The 19,511-nt window shown below is 52.4% G+C and carries 18 protein-coding genes and 1 other RNA gene; 11 read left to right on the plus strand and 8 right to left on the minus strand.

Annotated features, from left to right (window positions below):
• Positions 1-85: 85 nt before the first annotated feature.
• Positions 86-931 carry a YesL family protein gene (locus tag AC0LWM_RS15160; RefSeq protein WP_474675798.1) on the plus strand — a complete coding sequence of 282 codons (846 nt, stop codon included), beginning with the start codon at positions 86-88 and terminating at the stop codon, positions 929-931.
• A 53-nt stretch (positions 932-984) separates the two neighbouring features.
• Positions 985-1,164: non-coding RNA, 6S RNA (gene ssrS, locus AC0LWM_RS15165), on the plus strand.
• 73 nt (positions 1,165-1,237) lie between these two features.
• Here ssrS and xylB read toward each other — a convergent pair.
• Entirely contained in the window at positions 1,238-2,770 is a 1,533-nt protein-coding gene (xylB, locus tag AC0LWM_RS15170; protein WP_474675799.1) for a xylulokinase, read from the minus strand.
• Between the two features lie 234 nt (positions 2,771-3,004).
• On the opposite strand from xylB, the gene AC0LWM_RS15175 reads away from it, so the two are divergent.
• The 3 genes from AC0LWM_RS15175 to AC0LWM_RS15185 all read left to right on the plus strand — a co-directional run bounded on the left by AC0LWM_RS15175 (position 3,005) and on the right by AC0LWM_RS15185 (position 5,542).
• Positions 3,005-4,171, plus strand: coding sequence for an ROK family protein (locus tag AC0LWM_RS15175; protein WP_474675800.1), 1,167 nt, complete (start codon positions 3,005-3,007; stop codon positions 4,169-4,171).
• Between the two features lie 92 nt (positions 4,172-4,263).
• A complete protein-coding gene (locus AC0LWM_RS15180; protein WP_474675801.1) occupies positions 4,264-5,037 on the plus strand; it encodes a DeoR/GlpR family DNA-binding transcription regulator in 774 nt (257 codons plus the stop codon).
• A 115-nt stretch (positions 5,038-5,152) separates the two neighbouring features.
• Positions 5,153-5,542, plus strand: coding sequence for a DUF1499 domain-containing protein (locus tag AC0LWM_RS15185; protein WP_474675802.1), 390 nt, complete (start codon positions 5,153-5,155; stop codon positions 5,540-5,542).
• Between the two features lie 69 nt (positions 5,543-5,611).
• Here AC0LWM_RS15185 and tpx read toward each other — a convergent pair whose 3' ends face one another.
• Positions 5,612-6,130: a thiol peroxidase gene (gene tpx / locus AC0LWM_RS15190; RefSeq protein WP_474675803.1), complete on the minus strand. Its 519-nt coding sequence runs from the start codon at positions 6,128-6,130 to the stop codon at positions 5,612-5,614.
• A gap of 105 nt (positions 6,131-6,235) precedes the next feature.
• On the opposite strand from tpx, the gene gltC reads away from it, so the two are divergent.
• Positions 6,236-7,126 (plus strand): glutamate biosynthesis transcriptional regulator GltC, encoded by an 891-nt coding sequence (gltC, locus tag AC0LWM_RS15195; protein WP_474675804.1) that lies wholly within the window; start codon positions 6,236-6,238, stop codon positions 7,124-7,126.
• Between the two features lie 66 nt (positions 7,127-7,192).
• Here gltC and AC0LWM_RS15200 read toward each other — a convergent pair whose 3' ends face one another.
• The 4 genes from AC0LWM_RS15200 to AC0LWM_RS15215 form a co-directional block, all read right to left on the minus strand.
• Positions 7,193-8,395, minus strand: coding sequence for an MFS transporter (locus AC0LWM_RS15200; protein WP_474675941.1), 1,203 nt, complete (start codon positions 8,393-8,395; stop codon positions 7,193-7,195).
• Entirely contained in the window at positions 8,388-9,941 is a 1,554-nt protein-coding gene (locus AC0LWM_RS15205) for an ABC-F family ATP-binding cassette domain-containing protein (RefSeq protein ID WP_474675805.1), read from the minus strand. Before AC0LWM_RS15205 ends, AC0LWM_RS15200 begins: the two co-directional genes overlap by 8 nt.
• Before the next feature lie 480 nt (positions 9,942-10,421).
• The gene (locus AC0LWM_RS15210) at positions 10,422-11,108 is read right to left on the minus strand and encodes a zinc metallopeptidase (protein ID WP_474675806.1); all 687 of its coding nucleotides are present in this window, start codon (positions 11,106-11,108) and stop codon (positions 10,422-10,424) included.
• Positions 11,109-11,147: 39 nt separating this feature from the next.
• Entirely contained in the window at positions 11,148-11,579 is a 432-nt protein-coding gene (locus AC0LWM_RS15215) for a MerR family transcriptional regulator (protein ID WP_474675807.1), read from the minus strand.
• Positions 11,580-11,860: 281 nt separating this feature from the next.
• Here AC0LWM_RS15215 and AC0LWM_RS15220 point away from each other — a divergent pair, with 281 nt between their 5' ends.
• Genes AC0LWM_RS15220 through AC0LWM_RS15230 form a run of 3 tightly spaced genes read left to right on the plus strand, consistent with a single transcriptional unit; the run spans position 11,861 to position 15,094 of the window.
• The gene (locus AC0LWM_RS15220; protein ID WP_474675808.1) at positions 11,861-13,210 is read left to right on the plus strand and encodes an ammonium transporter; all 1,350 of its coding nucleotides are present in this window, start codon (positions 11,861-11,863) and stop codon (positions 13,208-13,210) included.
• Between the two features lie 40 nt (positions 13,211-13,250).
• Positions 13,251-14,363, plus strand: coding sequence for a DUF294 nucleotidyltransferase-like domain-containing protein (locus AC0LWM_RS15225; protein ID WP_474675809.1), 1,113 nt, complete (start codon positions 13,251-13,253; stop codon positions 14,361-14,363).
• Positions 14,360-15,094, plus strand: coding sequence for an exonuclease domain-containing protein (locus AC0LWM_RS15230; protein WP_474675810.1), 735 nt, complete (start codon positions 14,360-14,362; stop codon positions 15,092-15,094). The genes AC0LWM_RS15225 and AC0LWM_RS15230 overlap by 4 nt, the downstream gene beginning before the upstream one ends.
• A gap of 14 nt (positions 15,095-15,108) precedes the next feature.
• Here the strand turns inward: AC0LWM_RS15230 and AC0LWM_RS15235 are convergent, their stop codons facing one another.
• The gene (locus AC0LWM_RS15235) at positions 15,109-15,648 is read right to left on the minus strand and encodes a M67 family metallopeptidase (protein ID WP_474675811.1); all 540 of its coding nucleotides are present in this window, start codon (positions 15,646-15,648) and stop codon (positions 15,109-15,111) included.
• A gap of 34 nt (positions 15,649-15,682) precedes the next feature.
• On the minus strand, positions 15,683-17,002 hold the full coding sequence (locus AC0LWM_RS15240) for an MFS transporter (protein WP_474675812.1): 1,320 nt from the start codon (positions 17,000-17,002) through the stop codon (positions 15,683-15,685).
• Positions 17,003-17,151: 149 nt separating this feature from the next.
• Between AC0LWM_RS15240 and AC0LWM_RS15245 the strand changes: the two genes are divergently transcribed.
• Both AC0LWM_RS15245 and AC0LWM_RS15250 read left to right on the plus strand, forming a co-directional pair.
• The gene (locus AC0LWM_RS15245) at positions 17,152-17,700 is read left to right on the plus strand and encodes a peroxiredoxin family protein (RefSeq protein ID WP_474675813.1); all 549 of its coding nucleotides are present in this window, start codon (positions 17,152-17,154) and stop codon (positions 17,698-17,700) included.
• Positions 17,701-17,723: 23 nt separating this feature from the next.
• Positions 17,724-19,508 carry a DNA repair helicase XPB gene (locus tag AC0LWM_RS15250; protein ID WP_474675814.1) on the plus strand — a complete coding sequence of 595 codons (1,785 nt, stop codon included), beginning with the start codon at positions 17,724-17,726 and terminating at the stop codon, positions 19,506-19,508.
• The last annotated feature ends 3 nt before the right edge of the window (positions 19,509-19,511 follow it).

Below are 19,511 nucleotides of genomic sequence, written 5' to 3' on the forward strand. Positions count from 1 at the left end.
CTGGAACAGAATGCCGATGTATATTATAGTAATAAAGTAGACAAGACGTGCTCGATTATGGAAGCGGGTTCAAGGAGGAAACATCATGGAAATGAAAGGTTTGATGGGAGGTTTTTATCGGATTTCCGAATGGATTATGCGGTTGTCCGTCATTAACCTGCTTTGGATCGTATGTTCGGTCCCGTTTTTTCTGGTACTGATATTGGAATTCGCAATGTGGACTCAATTGAAGCCTGAAGAGCTCGTGGCGGCGATTACGCCGACGACAAGCATCGTGTCTTGGTTCATCATGATGCTGCCGGTTTATGTTACCGCTATCTTTACGTTGTTCCCGGCGACCGCGGCCATGTTTACGGTTGCGCGCAAATGGATTACCGGCGAAGAAGACGTGACTTTGTTCAAAACCTTTTTCCGGGGTTACAAAGAAAACTATAAACAAAGCATGATCGGCGGCATTTTCTTTGTCGTATTGTTCTCCGTCCTGTGGGTCAACTTCAGCTTTTATCGCGAAATGACCGGCATGATGCAAATGCTGGCGTATATGTTCATCGCGTTTTTCATTATTTTGTTCGTGGCATTTTTCCATTATTTCTCCATCATGGTTCATTTTCATATGAAAACGTTCCAAGTGTTCAAAAATGCGCTGCTCATTACGATCGGCCGTCCGATACGTACGTTCATTATTTTGCTGCTCAATTGCGCGGTCATTTATTTGAGCTTTGCGCAGTTCACGTTTTTGATTCCGTTCTTCATGGGCAGCATCATCGCTTACTTGTCGTTCCACCAGTTTTATCAGATTTTCCGGAAGACGCAGGATCAGCTGGAAAGAGAAAAACAGCAAGAGGCGGAACGGCTGGAGGAAGAAGAGCGGGAGCGCCTTGCTGCAGAATCCGAAGCGGGCGATCATGCCGCGGCGGCAGAAACGAAATAAAGTAGGAGTTTTTACCCGGTTTACTTTTGTGTCGGAAACATCTATAATAGGACTACATCCTGCGATGTACGTTTCGGTTCTTCGTTATTTTGAACCAATGACTGTTTCCCGGGAGCACTAATCGAAACGCGGCTGACATGCCCTCGAAAAGGGACTTCAAAACCGTTTCTGCGAGCACCCACCTGCGAGAGCGGGTTCAGAAACATGAATCGGACGGCATAGGCGGGTTTTCTTTTACACAAAACGACACCTCCTGTCGGGCGCTTACGCGTTCCGCAGGAGGTGTTTTTAAGTTTCATTAGCAGCTTAACTATTGTGCGCGAGGTCCGTCAATCGATGCGACGCTTGCCGCAGCGCCGGGTATAGCGAACGGTACACCTCGTAATACGCCTCATAGCGCCGGCCGTGCTCCGGATTCGGCTCGACCCGATCGACGACGCGGATCCATTCTTCGCATAAAGAAGGAATGTCGCGTTCGAGTACGCCGGCTGCAGCCATGATGGCCGCGCCGTAAGCGGGGCCGTCGGTGGAATTGACCGTAACGACGGGGTAGCCGAATATGTCGGCGATCATCTGCCTCCAGAAGGGGCTGCGCGCGCCGCCGCCGTTCACGCGAAGCTCCGACACTTCGATGCCGGATTGCTTGATCAGCTCCATCGAATCGCGTAAGCCGAACGTAATGCCCTCCAGAACGGCGCGAGTCATGTGTGCCTTCGTATGGCGCATATTCAAGCCAACGAAGCCGCCACGCGCCTTAGCGTCGGGATACGGCGTTCTTTCGCCGGTCAGGTACGGCATGAATAGCAGCCCTTCGCTGCCGATCGGCGCGGTTGCGGCAAGCTCCGTCAGCAGCGAATAGACGTCTTGGCCTGTTGCTTCAGCCAACCGGCGCTCATCGGAGGCAACTTGATTTTTCCACCATTGCAGCGCACCGCCCGCGGACAGCATGACGCCCATCCGGTGCCATCTGCCTGGAACGCCGTGACAGAAGGAGTGCAGCCGGTACTCGGCGTCCACATGGTATGTGTCGTCGTGGACGAAGACGACGCCTGACGTGCCGAGCGCCACGGAGGCGATGCCGCGCCGCACGACGCCGACGCCGACGGCGCCGCATGCCTGGTCGCCGCCGCCGGCAGCGACGGGCGTGCCCTCGCGCAAGCCGAGCCGCGTGGCGGCCTCCCGGCTCAGCGTGCCGGCGATGTCGCTGCTCTCGTAAAGCGGCGGCAGCCACGCGAGCGGGATGTCGAGCGCCGCAGCGACCTCGGCGCTCCAGCGGCGGTTCGCGACGTCGAGCAGCAGCGTGCCGCTGGCGTCGGCCATGTCCATGCCGTAGGCGCCGGTCAGCTTGAAGCGCACGTAGTCCTTCGGCAGCAGCAGCTGCGCGACGCGGGCATAATGCTCCGGCTCATGGTTGCGCAGCCAGACGACTTTCGGAGCCGTAAAGCCGGTCAGCGCTTTGTTTCCCGTGAGCTGCCCGAGCCGCTCACGGCCGACCGCGGCTTCGATCCAATCGCATTCATCGGCTGTCCGCTGGTCGCACCATAACAAAGCCGGTCGTATCACTTCGCCGTTTGCATCGAGAAATACCGATCCGTGCATTTGACCGGATAATCCGATTCCCGCAATATCCGCCTTGTCGGCCGCTGTATTGCGCAGCAGGGCGGCGACGCAAGAGGCCGTTCCATTCCACCAGTCTTCGGGGTTTTGCTCCGCCCAACCGGGCCGCGGCTGCAGCAGCGGATATTCCACGCTATGGCTGCCGATAACGGCTCCCCGCTCATCGACCAAAATACATTTGACTGCGGACGTCCCCAAATCAATGCCTAAAAATAATGCCATCCCCTTCACCTCATCTATACGGTTTATTAACTTTGTTCATTTAATATACAAAGTCATCATAGCATAGTTTTGGGTGACTGACGACATTTTTCCTGACGTGCGGCAGGCCGGAATCGGACCGTTACCCGGACCCTACTTGCCCGCAAGGGCAAAACATGAAAGAATGGATAAAGCGATGAACGATTGCAAGCAGCAGGAAATGACATCGGGCGGCATGCACTACGGAGGAGATCTATGAAAGTTCAACATGTTTCCGGCGACAGCACGATGCTGAAGTCGATGAATAAAACAACGGTGCTCGCGCTCATTAAGAACGAAGCGCCGATTTCCCGCGCCGAGCTCGCGAAACGAACGAAGCTGACGCGGGCGACAGTCTCGGCCCTTGTCGAAGAGCTGATCGCAGAGCACCGGGTCGCTGAAACGGGGATCGGCCACTCCAGCGGCGGCAGAAAACCCGTCATGCTCGAATTCAACCGTCAGGCGGGCTTCGTTTTTGGCTTCGACTTACGGCCGACGGAGCTGGTGCTTATCGTAACGGATTGGGGCGGTGCGCACTTTCATAAACGAAGCTTCGAATATTCGGATTCGGCCGATGCCGACCGGACAATGAAGCAAGTGGCGGAAGTCGTACGCGAGCAATGCGGACTTCTTCCGGCAAGCCCGCTTGGGCTCATGGGGGTCGGCATCGGAATACACGGGTTTGTGGAGTATCCGTCCAGCCGAATTTTGTTCCAGCCTTTCTTCGGGTGGCGCAATGTCGAATGGAAGGGACGGCTGGAGGAGGAGCTTGGCGTCCCTGTCGTCATCGACAATGAGGCGAATCTTGCGGCGCTTGGCGAGCTGGAAGCGGGGGTGGCGCAAAAAAGCGACAATATCGTCTATTTGAGCGTTGGCGGCGGCATCGGCGGCGGCTTGATCGTAGGCGGGGACATCTACCGGGGCAGGCATGGTTACGCGGGCGAAGTCGGGCATACGACCATCGAGCGCGACGGTTTGCCATGCATATGCGGCAATCGAGGCTGTTGGGAGATGTATGCCTCCGAGCGGGCGCTCGCCGATAGGCTGCAATTGCCGTACAAGCCCGGCGTTACGGAGCGGATTGCCAGCATGCTGGAGAGCGGTGAAGGCCGCGCCGCGCAAGCGATTGCGGAGGTGGGGCGCTGCCTCGGCATCGGCATCGGCAATTTGGTGCATACGCTGAATCCCGAAATGGTCGTGATCGGTTATCCGATCGCACGCCAGAGCGAGTGGCTGCGGCCGTATATCGAACAGGCGATGCAGTCGCGGTTTCCATATGTACACAAGGAAACGGTCGAAATCCGCTATTCATCGCTTCAAGACGAGGCGTGCGCCGTCGGCGCTTCCGCTGCCGTCGTCAGGCAGCTCCTTCGCATGCTTTGACGGAAATGTGACGGCTAGTGTATGATGAAAAGAAGGAAAACGAAGCGAAACGAAGACGATAAAACATTTTCGCAAGCGGATAGGGGGAAGCGATGTTCGCTGAAGAACGATATTTGCGCATTTTGGAAATCGTGAACGGAAAGGGCAAAGTAACGGTGGCTGAGCTAAGCGAGGCGCTTGGCGTTTCGTCGGTGACCGTGCGACGAGATCTGGAGAAGCTGGAGGAGAAAGAGCTTCTGTTCCGGACGCATGGCGGAGCGATGGCGACCGGTTCCAACGTGATGGGCGAACCTTTCGAGAAATCGTATGACGAAAAAGCCGAAGCTTTGGCTGCCGAGAAGGAACGCATCGCCGAAGCGGCGGCGAACCTGGTCGGTTCCGAGGAAGCGGTGCTGCTGTCGCCCGGGACGACGAATATGTTTCTCGCCAAGAAGCTGATCGGCAAAAAAGAAGTGACGATCGTGACGAATGCCGTCAATATCGCCGCGCAGATCGGCAACGAGGAAGGAATCGACCTCATCCTGCTGGGCGGGAAGATGCGTCGGAAGTCCTATGCGCTCGTCGGCAATTTGGCCGAGCAAACGCTGAAGTCGATGCGGGTCGACAAGCTGTTCCTCGGGGTAGACGGCTTCGATCTTCAGGAGGGGCTTACGACGCCTAACATGGCGGAAGCAAGCATTAACCGGCAGATGATCGCCATCGCCAAGGAAGTGATCGTGGTCGCCGACCATACGAAATTCGGCGCGGTGATGTTTTCGCAGATTGCGCCCGTGGATGCCGTCCACAAAGTCATAACCGACAAAATGACGGACGAGCGTATTTGCGAGCAAATTCGCGAGCTCGGCATCGAAGTGATTGTCGTGTAATGGTAACGAATGAAGCTTTTTAGCACATTTTTCGGGTGCGAACTCTTTTTCTATTACAAAAACAATGTTAATATAGTATCTAGTGCAATAGGAAACCAGAAGGGGGAAAAGACTTTTGTTGAAGAGAGTCTTGATCGGAATATTACGCAGCTTCGAACAAACTGGAGATAAGGCCAAAGACCCACTGCTGAAAACGCGTTACTATAAGCTTTCGAAAGAAAAAGCTTGGGACGAAGTCGTTTCCACACTAAAAAAAATGCAAGGCTACAAAGTGCTGCACGAAGTAAAGAGCGTCGGCGAAATCGTTCTGGAGAAACGGACGATGTCGGGACGTACGATGGACGTCACCGTATCGGTTATCGGCACGAATCCCGTTACGTCTGCGGTTGACATTTATTCCGCTTCGCGCGGATCTCTTGGGGATCTAGGCTCGAATTATCGACTCATACTCGATATCTATAACACGCTCGACAAAAAACTCGCGCAATACAAAACGACGAATTAAGAAAAAAGCGAGAGAGGGTTTCCCCTTCCTCGCTGTTTTTCTGTCCGGGTTGTGCGCTGCGCCGCCGTATTATACGAGTGCTTTTACCGCTGCGATCGCTTTTTCGTAATCCGGATGCTCGGTCATTTCGCCGAGGTATTGCACGTAAGTAATTTTATCGTTTTTGTCCAGTACGAAGATGGAACGCATGTCAAGGCGGATTTCCTTGATCAGGACGCCGTATGCTTCGCCGAACGAATTCGTTTTGTAGTCCGACAGCGTAACGACTTTATCTACGCCAGCCACACCGCACCAGCGCGCTTGCGCGAATGGAAGGTCTACGCTTACGGTAAGAATAACTACATCGTCACCCAGATTAGCCGCTTCTTCGTTGAAACGGCGCGTTTGCGCGTCGCATACGCCGGTGTCGAGCGAAGGCACGACGGAAATCAGCTTCACTTTGCCTGCATAGTTTTGCAGCGTGACTTCCTCGACGAGCGATTTGTTAAGTGTGAAGTTAGGCGCTTGATCGCCGACTTTCAGTTCGGGTCCGATCAATGTGATCGCATTCCCTTTTAAAGTTGCGACACCTGTACGTTCTTGAGCCATAACGATAATTCCTCCCTAGAGATTAACTTAAATTGCGTTACCAAAATTCATTATAATCTTTTTAAAATACGATTGTCCAATGCGGATCGAAAGAGGTAGACTTTAGTGGAGTTACGACAGCTTCAGTATTTTGCGAAAGTAGCGAGAAAGCAACATATGACCCAGGCGGCGGAGGAGCTTCACGTGGCCCAATCCGCGGTCAGCCGGCAAATTCATCAGCTGGAGCAGGAGCTCGGCGCGAAGCTTTTTTTGCAGAAAGGCCGAAATTTGCAGTTAACGCCGGTGGGACATCTGTTCCTGAACCGGGTTGAGCATATATTAAGCGATTTGGAGCGATCGGTTGCGGAAATTCGCGAATTTCTCGATCCGGAGCTCGGCGAAATCCGTCTCGGGTTTCCGCATAGTCTCGGAGCGCAGCTCGTGCCGTCGGTAGTGGCTGCGTTTCGTCAGCTGCATCCGCAGGTGAAGTTTCGTTTTAAGCAAGGCATGTTCAATTCGCTCATTGTTGACGTGATGCGAGGGGAAGTCGATTTGGCGCTTATTTCGCCATGCCCGGAGAAGCACGATCAGGTTGACGGGGAAATCCTGCTCACCGAGGAGCTGTTCGCGATCCTGCCGCCGAATCATCCGCTTGCCGGAGAAAGCGCAATTCGATTAAGCGATCTGAAGGACGACAAATTCGTGTTGTTCAGCGAAGGGTATTCGCTGCGTCCCATCGTATGGGATGCCTGCCTAAAGGCCGGATTTACGCCGAAAATCGGATTCGAGAGCGAGGAGACGGACACGATCCGCGGGTTGGTTGCCGCTGGAATGGGCGTAAGCTTGCTGCCGGAGATGGCGTTGTTCGAGACGTCGCAGCTTCAGCCGGTGAAGGTGCGGCTGATCGATTCGCCCGTGACGCGGACGATCGGGCTCATCCGCCGTTCGACCGAAAAGCTTCCGCTTGTCGCACGGTCGTTCCATTCCTTCATGCTCGAATATTTCAAGCAAAAATAAACGGCAGGGCAAGAGCCTCCAATTCCGCTTGGCTAGCGGTTTTGGAGGCTTATTGCCGTTCTTGCCTTATTCTTCAGGGAGTCGTTTGCCGATCCATACGTACAACGCGCAAGCAATCACCAATAGTCCCGCAAATATGAGAATGCTCTCCACCTTCACAATATCCCCCAGCGGACCAAACAATACCATCCCTAAAGGCAATGCACAGGAATTCGATACTTGAACAAGGCTGAACATCCTGCCATGCATGGAAGGGTCGACCTTTTCCTGCAATAATACCGTAATCGGCGAATTGAAGATCGGCATCGTAATGCCGATCACAAAATTAAACAATAAATATATCGAAAAAATCGGAGCGGCTCCTAATCCGATCATCAGGAACCCGTAACAAGCGCATGCTGCGATCGTCGTATGCATGCGGTTCCGGAAGCCGTCCCAAGCGGCGATTACGACGCCTCCCGCTATTGCCCCCGCGCTGAACGTCATCTCGCTTGCCGTTAGCCTCCATACTTCTCCGCCGAAGGACCTGCTAATCATAAGAGGAGTCAAAAACGCGGCGGGACTGATCAAAATCAAGACAATAAATAAAAACACGAGCAATCGTCTAACAAATGCATGATCATTCCAATAAACAAGTCCTTGTTTGATTTCGCGCCAGTTCGAAGAATTCCGTTTAGCCGTATTCGAACGGGACGGGATGGGAATGCCCAGCATGATTCCGATACCGATGACGGCGGTTATGACATCGATCCAAAACGTCGCTTCGATAGTCGAGACGGAAAGGATCAGCCCGCTTGCCGCCGGTGATAGAAACATCATCAAGGACGAAATGCTGCTGTTCGCGCCGTTTACTTTCATCAGCCGATCTGCCGGTACGATCTGAGGTATTAGCGCGTTAACTGCCGGCGATTGAACTCCGGTTCCAGCCGAACGAATAAGCAATAAAACAATAAGCAGCCACATGCTTTGGTAACCGTACATAAACAGAACCGCCAAAGTAAGCGTCGCAGACGCAATGATGCCGTCGGCCAGAATAATCAATGCTTTGCGGTTGTAACGGTCGATCCATACGCCGGCAAACAAGGATATGGAAATTTGCGGGAGAAACCCACAAACGGTGGATATCGTCGCCATGAACCCGGAGGAGGTTGTTAACGTGATGTGCCAGATGATGGCATATTGAACCAAGGATGAGCCGAATAACGAAATCGTTTGGGCGGTCAAAAAGAATACGATTTTCCTTTCCCAGTCTTGATATGGGTTATTCATCATTATTTTCACTCAAATGTTCGATATCGATAAGTCGATCCGCCCAGCCCTCGTAAAAGCTTTGTTCATGCGTGACGAGAATGACAGTCCCGTCAAAATCAATCAATGCTTTCCGCAATGCGTCTTTAGCTTCGGCATCCAAATGATTGGTCGGTTCGTCCATCACGAGCATATGACACGGGGAAAGCAGCAAGCGGCATAGTTTGACCTTCGCCTGCTCGCCTCCGCTTAACGAGCGGACGGCCTGCGCGACGTGGGTTTCGGTTAAGCCGCATTGCGCCAGATGACGGCGAATATCCTTCGTGCTCAGTTTAGGATACCGCTCCGCTATAATCTCAATCGGCGTCATCTCATCGTCGTCCCAGATCAAGTCCTGCTCGTAATAACCGATTGCGGTTTGTTCCGCGAATCGATAGCTGCCTGTAACAGCCGGTATACGACCCAATAAGGTTCGGAGCAAAGTGGATTTGCCGATTCCGTTAAACCCCGAAATGACAAGCTTCTCCCCAGCCGGTACGGAAAAATTCAGCTTAGGCAGCAAGGATATGCCGCCATACCCGACTTCGAGACCGTTAACCTTGAGCGCCACCTGAGCCGGGAGCGGGAGCTCCCGAAAGCGAAAGGACGGTTTGGAGGCAAAAGCCGGCGGAGCGATCCGATCCAGCCTCTCAAGCTGTTTGCGGCGTCCTCGTGCAATTTTGGAATTGACTCCGGCAATATTTTTGCGAATAAATTGCTCGGTTTGTTCAATCTGTTTCTGCTGGGCGTGGTATCTGCGAATATGATCCTCGCGCAAATGCTCTTTTTGTTTGAGGAAATGCGAATAGTTCCCATAATATTTTTTGACGGTTTCCCCTTCGATATCGCAAATGGAGGTCGTCACTTTTTCAAGAAAAGCTTGATTGTGGGAGACGACGACAAACGCATTTTGAAAACCGGTCAAATAGCCGGCAAGCCATTCGACATGCTCTTTGTCGAGGAAATTCGTCGGCTCGTCAAGCAATAGAACATCCGGTTGTTCAAGCAAGAGCTTGGCTAGTATCACCTTGGCGCGCTGGCCGCCGCTTAAATGGCGAATCGGACGGTCGATGCCGATCGCGTTGATCCCAAGACCATTCACCACCTTATGAATGGTGCTGTCCATGAAATAAAAATCGCGCTTCTCAAGCTGCTCCTGGTATTGCGCCGCCTTCAGCAAAAGCGCTTCGTTGCCTGTATTGGCGCTTTCCTCGTAAAGCTCGCCCATTTTGTTCTCGAGCTCGAACAAATCGTCAAACGCCGTTTGCAAATATTTCATAATCGTAGGGTCTCCGTTGATGACGGCATGCTGGTCGAGATGTCCCAGTTTCACGGAAGGCTGCCATTTTACCGTTCCCTCATCAGGAATGATCTCGCCGGTCAAAATGCCGATCAGCGTGCTTTTTCCCGTTCCGTTTTGTCCAACCACACCTAAGTGTTCCCCTTTGTGTAAATCGAACGTCACCTGTTTGTACAGCGTTTTGTCCCCGTAGGAATGGGACATATGAACAACTTCAAGCAAACTCATCGTAATTTCTCCTTTTTTAAACAAAAAAAGCAGAGGGTACATGCCTAGCGGCACAAACCTTCTGCTTTTCTGTACTGTAGATTCGGTACAGCGTTCCGATATTCAGCCGAAAACCGAATATCGAGACACAAAAGGCCGCAGACAAAACATTGTCTGCAGCCTCTTAATCGTTAATCGCCGACAGATGGCACAACCAAATAAGCATGGGATTCCATGCTGAAATTTAGAAGGCGATCGGTCGATGAAATCAAAGCATTACGCTTTTGGATTAAGCTCCGGACAACGTCTCATCGTTTTATCCATTTGTACGGAGCGGCTTTTGGTAATTAGTTTAAAGGCTGCCATCGGATTCATAGTAAATACATCCTTTCATTTGGAGCCATTTTATAATGTACGCTTGCGCTTGTCAATGGCCGAATGTGCGGAAAACAAACAAAAGCGCCCCGGGATAGGGCGCTTTCTCGACAATTACCAAAATATTTAGTCGTCGCTTCGGCTGCTCGTAAAAATCATAATGTACTTGATCAGCTCAAGCAAGGAGATGAGCGCGGCCGCTACGTAAGTTAATGCCGCCGCGTTCAATACTTTGGCGACGCCGTGCTCTTCGTTGTTCGAGATGAAGCCTTCGGCGACCATCAGCTCGCGTGCGCGATTGCTTGCATTGAATTCGACCGGCAGCGTCACGAGCTGGAACAAAACGGCGGCCGAGAAGAAGATGATGCCAAGCCCGATTAAATTCAGGGCATGGAACAAAAATCCGGCGATCAGCAGGAACGGCGCGATACCCGACACGATATTGACGACTGGGAACATCCTGTGCCGCAGAACGAGCATCGGATAGTTCACTTTATGCTGGATCGCGTGGCCGACCTCATGGCAGGCAACGGAAATGGCGGAAATCGAGCTTTCGTAATATACCGGTTCGGACAGCCGCACGACGCGGGCGATCGGATCGTAATGATCGGTCAGTGCGCCCCGTACCGGTTCGATCGGCACGTCATACAAGCCGTTGGCATCCAGCATGCGCCTTGCTGCATCGTATCCGGTCATGCCGCTTGAAGCGTGAACTTCGGACCAGCGGTTAAACGTGCTTTTGACACGGAATTGCGCCCATAAAGAAATGATAAATGCGATCAGAATAGCAAAATCCATCGGGTGAAAAAACATGGTTCATACCTCCGTGATAGAGTCCGTATTGTGCAACTGTTACATCAGGGGGCCTTTCCCGAGTAAAAGCAGCAGTGCTTCGATACAAGCGGCGGTGTGCGGCGTCAGCGTCTTTAACAAATTTTTGACTTGATTCGGCTTCAGCTTCTGGACAATCGGACTGAGCTCCTTGGCTTCCCGCTCCAACTGCTTCAAATGAGATTGAAGCTCGGTAAACTTCTGCGTCACTTGTTCCTCGCTCGACACTTTGCCCCATTGCTCGAGAGCTGCTTTAATTTCGTCAAGACTATATTTTTCTTTTTTCATATGTTCAATACGTTCGAGGCGAAGCAAAGTTTCATCGCTGTACAAACGGTAGTTCGTCGTGGAACGTTTCTCCGGATGAATCAGTCCGAGCTTCGTATAATAGTCGATCGTCCGCTGGCTGACATTTGCCGTTTTCGATAATTCGCCTATTCGATAAAGTTTCATATCCCCATTCATCTCACCTCAATCGTTTTAAGTTTTCTAACTCCTATGATATTGGATTCCAACCATACAGTCAAACGTTATGCTTTTATGAAGCTACATTAAATGTTAAATAACATAACATATTGTTTGGGGAATTAACAACGTTCGGTTTTTTAATAGAAACCGATTGTTTAATCGAAATTAATGTCATAAAGGGTATTGTAAAAAACGAACATCACGCATATAATGACACTAAGAATTTCACAACGTGTTAGATTAAATAACATGAGGAGATGGATGAGATGGTCAAAAAATTGTTGATTGCGATCGGCGTCATGCTGCTTGCTTTCCCGGCCATGGCGTTTGCAGAGGATCCGTCGAACGGTACGCTGAACATGGGGCTCAACGCGGTTTGGGTGATGCTCGCGGCAATATTGGTTCTTTTGATGCAAGGTGGGTTTATACTGCTTGAAGCCGGGGCCACTCGCATGAAAAACGCGGGACACGTTGCAGGCAAAACGATTTTTACCGTAGGGCTTTGTTCCATCGTATATTGGGCCGTCGGCTACGGCATCTCGTTTGGCGGATCGGGTACCGACTTTTTCGGATGGGGCGATTTTTTCTATAGTCCGGCAGAGGACGCAAACTTGCCTAAATCGATTTTTTTCTTATTTCAGCTCGCTTTTGCCGCCGTATCGCTCTCCATTGCATGGGGCGGGTTTGCTGAACGCGCCAAGCTTAGCTCCTATCTCATTTTCACGATTCTGTTTACGGCACTGATTTACCCCGTTATCGCGCATTGGATATGGGGCGGCGGCTGGCTTGCGCAAGACGGCGCGCAAGACTTCGCCGGCTCGACGGTCGTTCACTTGACGGGCGCCATCGCCGCATTCGCAGCGACCGTATTGCTCAAGCCGCGGATCGGCAAGTTCAATAAGGACGGCACAGCCAATGAAATTCTCGGCCATAACCAAGTGTTCTCCGCGCTCGCCGTATTGCTGCTTTGGATCGGTTGGTTCGGATTTAACGCGGGCAGCACGACGGCTGTCGGCGACGGATTTTTCGGCTATGTCGCTTTTATTACGCAGCTCGGCGCATCGGGCGGAGCGGTTGCCGCACTGCTTGTATCGTGGGTTTTCCTGGGCAAAGCGGATATTACGTCGATGCTGAACGGCGGTCTCGCGGGTCTTGTTGCGATCACGGCATCTTGCGCATACGTTGAACCATGGGCGGCGGTCGTTATCGGTCTGGTGGCGGGGGCACTCGTATTTTTCAGCGTCAAATTTTTCGAAAAAATGAAAATCGACGATCCGATTTACGCATTGTCCGTTCATGGCATTGCAGGAATTTGGGGCACGCTGTCGAACGGTTTATTCGCAACGCCCCAGCTTGCAGCCAAGGTAGGCGTTGGCGAAGGCGGGTTGTTCTATACAGGCAGCTGGCATCAGCTGTGGGTGCAATTCGAAAGTATCGTTACTTGCGGAGGGTATGCGTTGATCGTTTCCTTCCTGATTCTTGGCGTCATGAAGCTCGTTATGGGCTTCCGCGTTACCGAGGAAGAAGAAATCGTCGGTCTTGATCTTAGCGAGCATGGCGCATACGGTTACCCGGAGCAATTGAAAAAAGCCGGCCAATCCAGTCATAGCGCATAAGCTGACATAAACGGCAGATGGTTCGAAGGGGAGAATAAGGATGATGCAGGACGCATTACGGGAATTCCAGATACGAATTGACGGCGCTCATCATTTCCTCGAGATGCGTGCGGCCAGGGAAGTTATTCAGGAGCGGTTTCGTGCCGCTCTTTCTTCTTGGCCGATGGAACGATATAACGAAATCGTGAATAAGGTCCATGATACGATCATTCAGAAGGTGATCGAGATCGCGGAAGAGAAGCTCCGGCAGGAGGGAGATGTCAGACCTCATGTCAGGTATGCTTACATGTTATTCGGCAGCGGCGGCAGGTCGGAGCAAACGCTGAACAGCGACCAGGATAGCGGACTTGTATACGAGGCGGGTGAAGAATGCCCGGAAGAGTCGGTCGGCGAATATTTCCGCAAGCTGGCGGCCGAAGTGGTGGAAGGCTTGCAGCAAATCGGATATCCGCCGTGCGACGGCGGGGTCGTCAGCAATCAACCGGCATGGTGCCTTTCGGTTGGGGAATGGCATCAAAGGCTGGAGGAATGGTTCGCAGAGCCGAACTGGGAGAACGTCCGCTATCTGTTAATTATGGCCGATTGCCGGTTTATCGGCGGCGATATGCTCCCTGCCGTCGCGCTGAAACATAAATTCGAACTGATGGTCCGGCAAAACCCGGACATTTTGGTCCATATGCTGCGCAATACGCTGCACCATAAACCGCTGATCGGCCCGCTCGGCCAGCTCATTCGCGAGCGATACGGGGAATTCGCGGGCGGCGTCGACATGAAGTACGGCGCCTATATCCCTCTCGTGAATGCGATTCGCCTTCTGGCGGTACAAGCCGGCATTCAAGAAACGTCAACGATCGGACGCATTCGCAAGCTGGAACAAGCCGGCGTATTCTCGGAAGAACAGTCCTCCGTCTATCGCCACGCTTTGCTCCTCTTCCTGCGCATGCGGTACATGGCTGCAAGCCGCATGAAGGAAGGGTACTATACGTCAAGCGGCAAGCTGACAAGCGATATGTTAACGAAGGAAATCGTTGCCGAGTTGAAAACAAGCATGCGCATGTGCAGAAAGCTGCAGCGTTTCGTCGGCAAATGGATTGCCGATAATAACGACATCGTGAGAGAAGGACGAGTCAAAGGCGGTGGGGAACCCGGATGAAGGAGCCGAAAAGTCCGGTCGGCCGGATGTGGAGCTTGTACAAGATGGGTGGTCTGACTCCCGCGATCGCGTCGATGCTCGGTGCGCAGAACGCCCAGCAAATGGCTTTTCTTCGTTCCTTGGCGAAGGGACATCGCAAGGAATCGTTGTTGGAAGCAAGATTGCTTGATTTGGACGCCGTCGTATTCGATCTCGAAACAACGGGCTTTTACCCGAGCAACGGGGATGAAATCATTTCATTTGGTGCCGTTGTCGTGCAGGGCGGTAACGTAAGAGAGGATTTATCGTTCCATAGCCTGGTCAATCCGAAACGCAAAATTCCGAAGACCGTCGTGGAATTGACGGGCATTACGAATGAAATGGCAGAGAAAGCGCCGGATTTGATCGAAACGCTGCACCGTTTTTTTGATTTTGTCGGACGCCGGATCTTAATCGCCCACGCAAGCGGCCACGATAAGCAGTTTTTGAACGCGGCGCTTTGGAAGACATCCAAAATGAATTTGAATCACCGGGTTGTCGATACGTTGATGGTTGAGAAGTGGCTGGAGCCGGGAAGAGCGAGTTATACGCTGGATGATTTGCTGGAAAGCTACGGCGTGCCGGCAGGCGTAAGACATCACGCGCTGGAAGATGCCCTCATGACCGCCAAGCTGTGGGTTAGGATGCTGGACCGGATTTTGCAGCGCAATATCGTAACGCTAGGCGATTTATACGCATATCTCAGCAGGTAGGCGTTAAGGTGTTTCTACACGGGTTCGAGCTCGTCGGACGTTAATTGGATTGCCCATTCAACATAAGGCGCGTATGTAGCCTCGGTTTGCGGTTGAAACCGCTCCGAGGTTTTGTTATGAATTGAACCGGCTGACGAAAGATCTTCCGGCTGGATATGTTCGAACCGATAAGCCCTGACGTCCGGCGCTTTGTGGTCGGCAAGCGATACGATCCAATGCGAAGGCACTTCGGTCCACAAGGTGCTTCGATCCTCCAAAGACGGAATCGGCGGCATTGAAGGATGGGAGTGCAGCAGGCCGACTACTTGCCGATGATGGCGCTGCGCCGCAAACAAGGTGTCGATCCATTCCCCGGGATCCAGCGTGAACCTGTGCTCCCGATCTTCCGCGGCCGCGTTCGCAAGCGGTACGAAGCCGTAAACGATGCATTGCGTAATCTCTCCGGTATCGGCCGTATCCGTTCTGCCGATTAACGCGCCGCACGCTTCCTCCGGCAGTTTAGACATGCAGTAATCGATGATTTCCCGGTATATGCGAGTAGGAATCATCATCATGAGCAATCACCCTCTAGCAGTAACTTTCGGCATCTTAGCCGACTTGTTTGTCCGGCTTAATCAAGAAAAAAACCAATCCTAGCGTAATAAACGCAAGCACTGAAACGGTAATAAAAATGACCTGATGCGAAAAACCCATCATCCATCCGAACAGCGGCGGGCCCATAGCAACGCCGAAAAATCGCAAGCTGCTGTAAAGCGACGTGATCATGCCGCGCTCACCCTTGGATACGGAGCCGGTAATGATCGTATTCAAACACGGAAGCAGCAGCCCGGTACCGATGCTGCTCAACGTAAGCAAGCCGATGAATACGTAAATATTGTAATAAAAAAAGATCGTCAGCGCGAGCGAGACGGTAATGACGGTCAAGCCGACATTCATCAAAATGCGCATCAGCAGACCGTTTTTCTTGATCAGACTGCCTGTCGTATACGAAGTGATGACCATGCCGAGCAGCGGGATGGCCAAAACAAGCCCTTTTGGAACTCCGTCGATGTTGTACGGTTTTTTCTCCAATATGTCGGATAAGTAGAACAAAACGCCGAACAAAATAAATAAGGCAAGCGATCCCGCGAAAAATGAAGTAATGAGCCAGCGGCCCTTCTGCTTGAAAATTTGGCCGAGTGCATGGATATAATCGCCTAATTTTTGAGCTTCTTTTTGCTTTTTAGGTTCTTTAATAAGCCATATGACGGCGATCAGCGACAGGAAGCAAAAGATCGGAAACGCAAAAAATGCCGCGTACCATACGATCAGCGCCAGCAGCGAGCCGATAATCGGGCTCAGTACCTTGCCCCCGCCGTTCGCAGCTTCGATCAAACCGAGCGCCTTGCTCTCGGTGCCCCCTTTGTACATGTCCCCGACAAGGGCCATCGCGATGGGAGCGGTGCCCGCCGCGCCCAGTCCTTGAATCGCCCTCGATATGATGACGATCGTATACGAGTTCCAGACGGCCCCCATGCCGGCCAATATGCCCGCACCTCCATATACGATGAGCGACGGAATCATGACGGCTTTTCGCGAAAATCGGTCGGATAAATATCCAGCAATGGGTATAAACAATGCAGCTGTGATGGAAAATAACGTTATGACTAGGCTGCTCTGGAATTGCGATATCCCCAGATGCTTTTTCATGTCGGGCAGGATCGGAATCAGCATTGAATTGCCGAATACGAGCACAACGGGGATGGAAGCAAGCGCGATGAACTCCCATAATTGACCTTTACCCTTGCCGCCTTCCGGCGGTTCGTCTTTAGACTTTTTGGCTTTAGCCTGTTCCGGCTCCGTGATGTCCACATCGATGTCGCTCTGGAAGGAGATGTCCAGCAGCCGTTTACGTTTCACTTTTTGCATCGGAAAGCTCCTTTATGAGTTCGTTAACCATAATGTGTCCGCGGGGGAGATATCTCATTCGGAGGTTGCGGCACAAAGGGGAAGTTGGAAATCGAGCAAAAAGAAGGTATGATAAAGAATGTACAATCGGAAAGAAAGAAGGCAGCCAAGTGAAAAAAAATGTGATCGTTATCGCCGTAATGTTAGTGTTGGTCGGATTCGCGGTGTATCAGAATGTAGGAAAAGCGGAGAAGGAAGTGCAGCTTCCCGTAGAATACGCGCCGAAGCTTGATTTTCTGGCGCCGGAATTCAAGCTGCAAAGCTTTGACGGCCAAGAATATCGTGTCGGCGGCAAAAGAGACAAGCCGCTCTGGATCAACTTCTGGGCATCTTGGTGCGAGCCGTGCCAGGCGGAAGCGCCCGATATGAAAAGATTGTACGACGAATACAAAGACAAGCTCGATATTTATGCGGTCAACGCCACGTTATATGACGACGTGGACAATGCTCGCGATTTTATTAAGCAATACGACTTTAAATTCCCGGCCTTGCTTGACGTCACAGGCGGCGAAAAAGGCAAAGTGCAGAAGCTTTACAATGTTCAAGCTTATCCGACGAGCTTTCTCATCGACAAAGACGGCGTCATTCGCGAGATCATATACGGCATCAAGCCTCCGAAGGAACTCGAGCGAACGATCAAAAGCTTTGTCGAGGCGTAGATCCCGGAAGGAGTGTAACCCAAATGGCTTACCGGCCGGATAATCCGCTCATGATTCAATCCGATATGACCGTCCTCCTGGAGGTCAATCATCCCAAATACGAGGAAATCCGCGATGTGCTAAGCGCCTTTGCAGAGCTCGAGAAAAGCCCGGAGCATATTCATACGTACCGTATTTCGCCGCTTTCCTTATGGAATGCGGCTTCCGCCGGTTTGGAAATGGAGGCGATCGTCGACATCGTGGAGAAGTACAGCAAATTCGACGTCGCCCCGAATGTGATTCGGGAAATCGAAAGCTTGTTTCGCCGCTTCGGCATTTTGCAGATGGAACAGGGGAACGACGAGCTTCGGCTGGTCAGTACCGACCCATACGTACTAAAGGAAGTGCTGCAATATAAAAGCATGCAGTCTTACATACGGGAATGGCTTGACGATACGACGGTTAGTATCGACCCGCTTCATCGCGGCTCGCTCAAGCAAGAACTGATGCTGCTCGGATATCCGGTCAAAGATTTGGCGGGGTATGCGGAAGGGGCGAAGCTTGAGATCGCTTTGAGGGATTCGACCGCGATCGGCGGCAAGCCTTTTGCGCTGCGTGACTATCAGCAGAAAGCGGCGGATAGCTTCTATGCAGGCGGATCGGTATACGGTGGCAGCGGAGTGCTTGTACTGCCCTGCGGCGCAGGCAAAACCGTCATCGGTTTGGCGGCGGCTCATTGCGTGCAGGAGGAAGTGCTCGTCTTGACGTCCAGTATTACGGCCGCGCGCCAGTGGGTGCGAGAGTTTCTGGACAAAACGTCGATTTCGGAAGATCAAGTCGGCGAATATTCCGGTGAAAATAAACAAGTACGGCCGATTACCGTCGCGACCTATCAGATCGTAAGTTATCGCAAAGATAAAGAAGGCGGCTTCGAGCATTTGTCCATCTTCTCCGACCGGAACTGGGGACTCATTATTTACGACGAGGTCCATTTGCTGCCCGCTCCGGTATTTCGCATTACGGCCGGCATTCAAGCAAAGCGCCGGCTCGGGCTGACTGCGACCCTCGTTCGGGAGGACGGGCTGGAGAAGGATGTTTTTTCGCTTATCGGTCCGAAGAAGTACGATGTATCCTGGAAGCTGCTGGAGCAGCAAGGATGGATCGCGACCGCCCGGTGCCAAGAGATCCGCGTGGAGCTGACGGCGGAGGAGCGGTCTGAATATGCTGTATCGGAAGCGCGCGTGAAGGCGCGAATTGCGGCCGAGGCGGCGAACAAGCTGCATGTGGCGGAGCGGCTCGTTCAGAACCACCCCAACGATCTGGTGCTGATTATCGGCCAATATATCGACCAGCTGGAAGCGATCGCGGCCCGGATCGGGGCGCCGCTAATTACGGGGAAGATGCCCAACAAAGAGCGGGAGAAGCTGTACGAAGCTTTTAAAAACGGTGAAATTTCGGTGCTGATCGTCTCCAAAGTGGCCAACTTCGCCATCGATCTGCCGGATGCGAATGTCGCGATCCAGGTATCCGGACAATTCGGCTCGCGGCAGGAAGAAGCACAGCGGCTCGGGCGGATACTGCGTCCCAAAACCGACGGCGCGCAAGCGTATTTCTACTCCATTGTCGCCCGGAATACGAAGGATCAAGACTTCGCTCTGAATCGGCAGCGGTTTTTGACCGAGCAGGGATATCAATACTCCATCGTTGACGCCGAGGATGTCGTAAGCCTAGGAAATTCGGTGCTGCATAAGCGGGGGATGGCCGGTATCGCGGACAATCTCGTTTCGCTGACGGAATACAAACGGGAGAAGTTGAAACAAAGGGGATAACGT

This window comes from Paenibacillus sp. sgz302148, assembly GCF_056120465.1.

Bases quoted from the DNA above. Each gene is read 5' to 3' on its own strand.
- AC0LWM_RS15200 (WP_474675941.1), bottom strand. From the start codon at position 8,395: ATGAATAACCCATATCAAGACTGGGAAAGGAAAATCGTATTCTTTTTG.
- AC0LWM_RS15205 (WP_474675805.1), bottom strand. From the start codon at position 9,941: ATGAGTTTGCTTGAAGTTGTTCATATGTCCCATTCCTACGGGGACAAA.
- AC0LWM_RS15235 (WP_474675811.1), bottom strand. From the start codon at position 15,648: ATGATGATGATTCCTACTCGCATATACCGGGAAATCATCGATTACTGC.
- AC0LWM_RS15160 (WP_474675798.1), top strand. From the start codon at position 86: ATGGAAATGAAAGGTTTGATGGGAGGTTTTTATCGGATTTCCGAATGG.
- AC0LWM_RS15175 (WP_474675800.1), top strand. From the start codon at position 3,005: ATGAAAGTTCAACATGTTTCCGGCGACAGCACGATGCTGAAGTCGATG.
- AC0LWM_RS15240 (WP_474675812.1), bottom strand. From the start codon at position 17,002: ATGCAAAAAGTGAAACGTAAACGGCTGCTGGACATCTCCTTCCAGAGC.
- AC0LWM_RS15230 (WP_474675810.1), top strand. From the start codon at position 14,360: ATGAAGGAGCCGAAAAGTCCGGTCGGCCGGATGTGGAGCTTGTACAAG.
- AC0LWM_RS15220 (WP_474675808.1), top strand. From the start codon at position 11,861: ATGGTCAAAAAATTGTTGATTGCGATCGGCGTCATGCTGCTTGCTTTC.
- AC0LWM_RS15215 (WP_474675807.1), bottom strand. From the start codon at position 11,579: ATGAAACTTTATCGAATAGGCGAATTATCGAAAACGGCAAATGTCAGC.
- AC0LWM_RS15180 (WP_474675801.1), top strand. From the start codon at position 4,264: ATGTTCGCTGAAGAACGATATTTGCGCATTTTGGAAATCGTGAACGGA.
- xylB (WP_474675799.1), bottom strand. From the start codon at position 2,770: ATGGCATTATTTTTAGGCATTGATTTGGGGACGTCCGCAGTCAAATGT.
- tpx (WP_474675803.1), bottom strand. From the start codon at position 6,130: ATGGCTCAAGAACGTACAGGTGTCGCAACTTTAAAAGGGAATGCGATC.
- AC0LWM_RS15225 (WP_474675809.1), top strand. From the start codon at position 13,251: ATGATGCAGGACGCATTACGGGAATTCCAGATACGAATTGACGGCGCT.
- AC0LWM_RS15250 (WP_474675814.1), top strand. From the start codon at position 17,724: ATGGCTTACCGGCCGGATAATCCGCTCATGATTCAATCCGATATGACC.
- AC0LWM_RS15210 (WP_474675806.1), bottom strand. From the start codon at position 11,108: ATGTTTTTTCACCCGATGGATTTTGCTATTCTGATCGCATTTATCATT.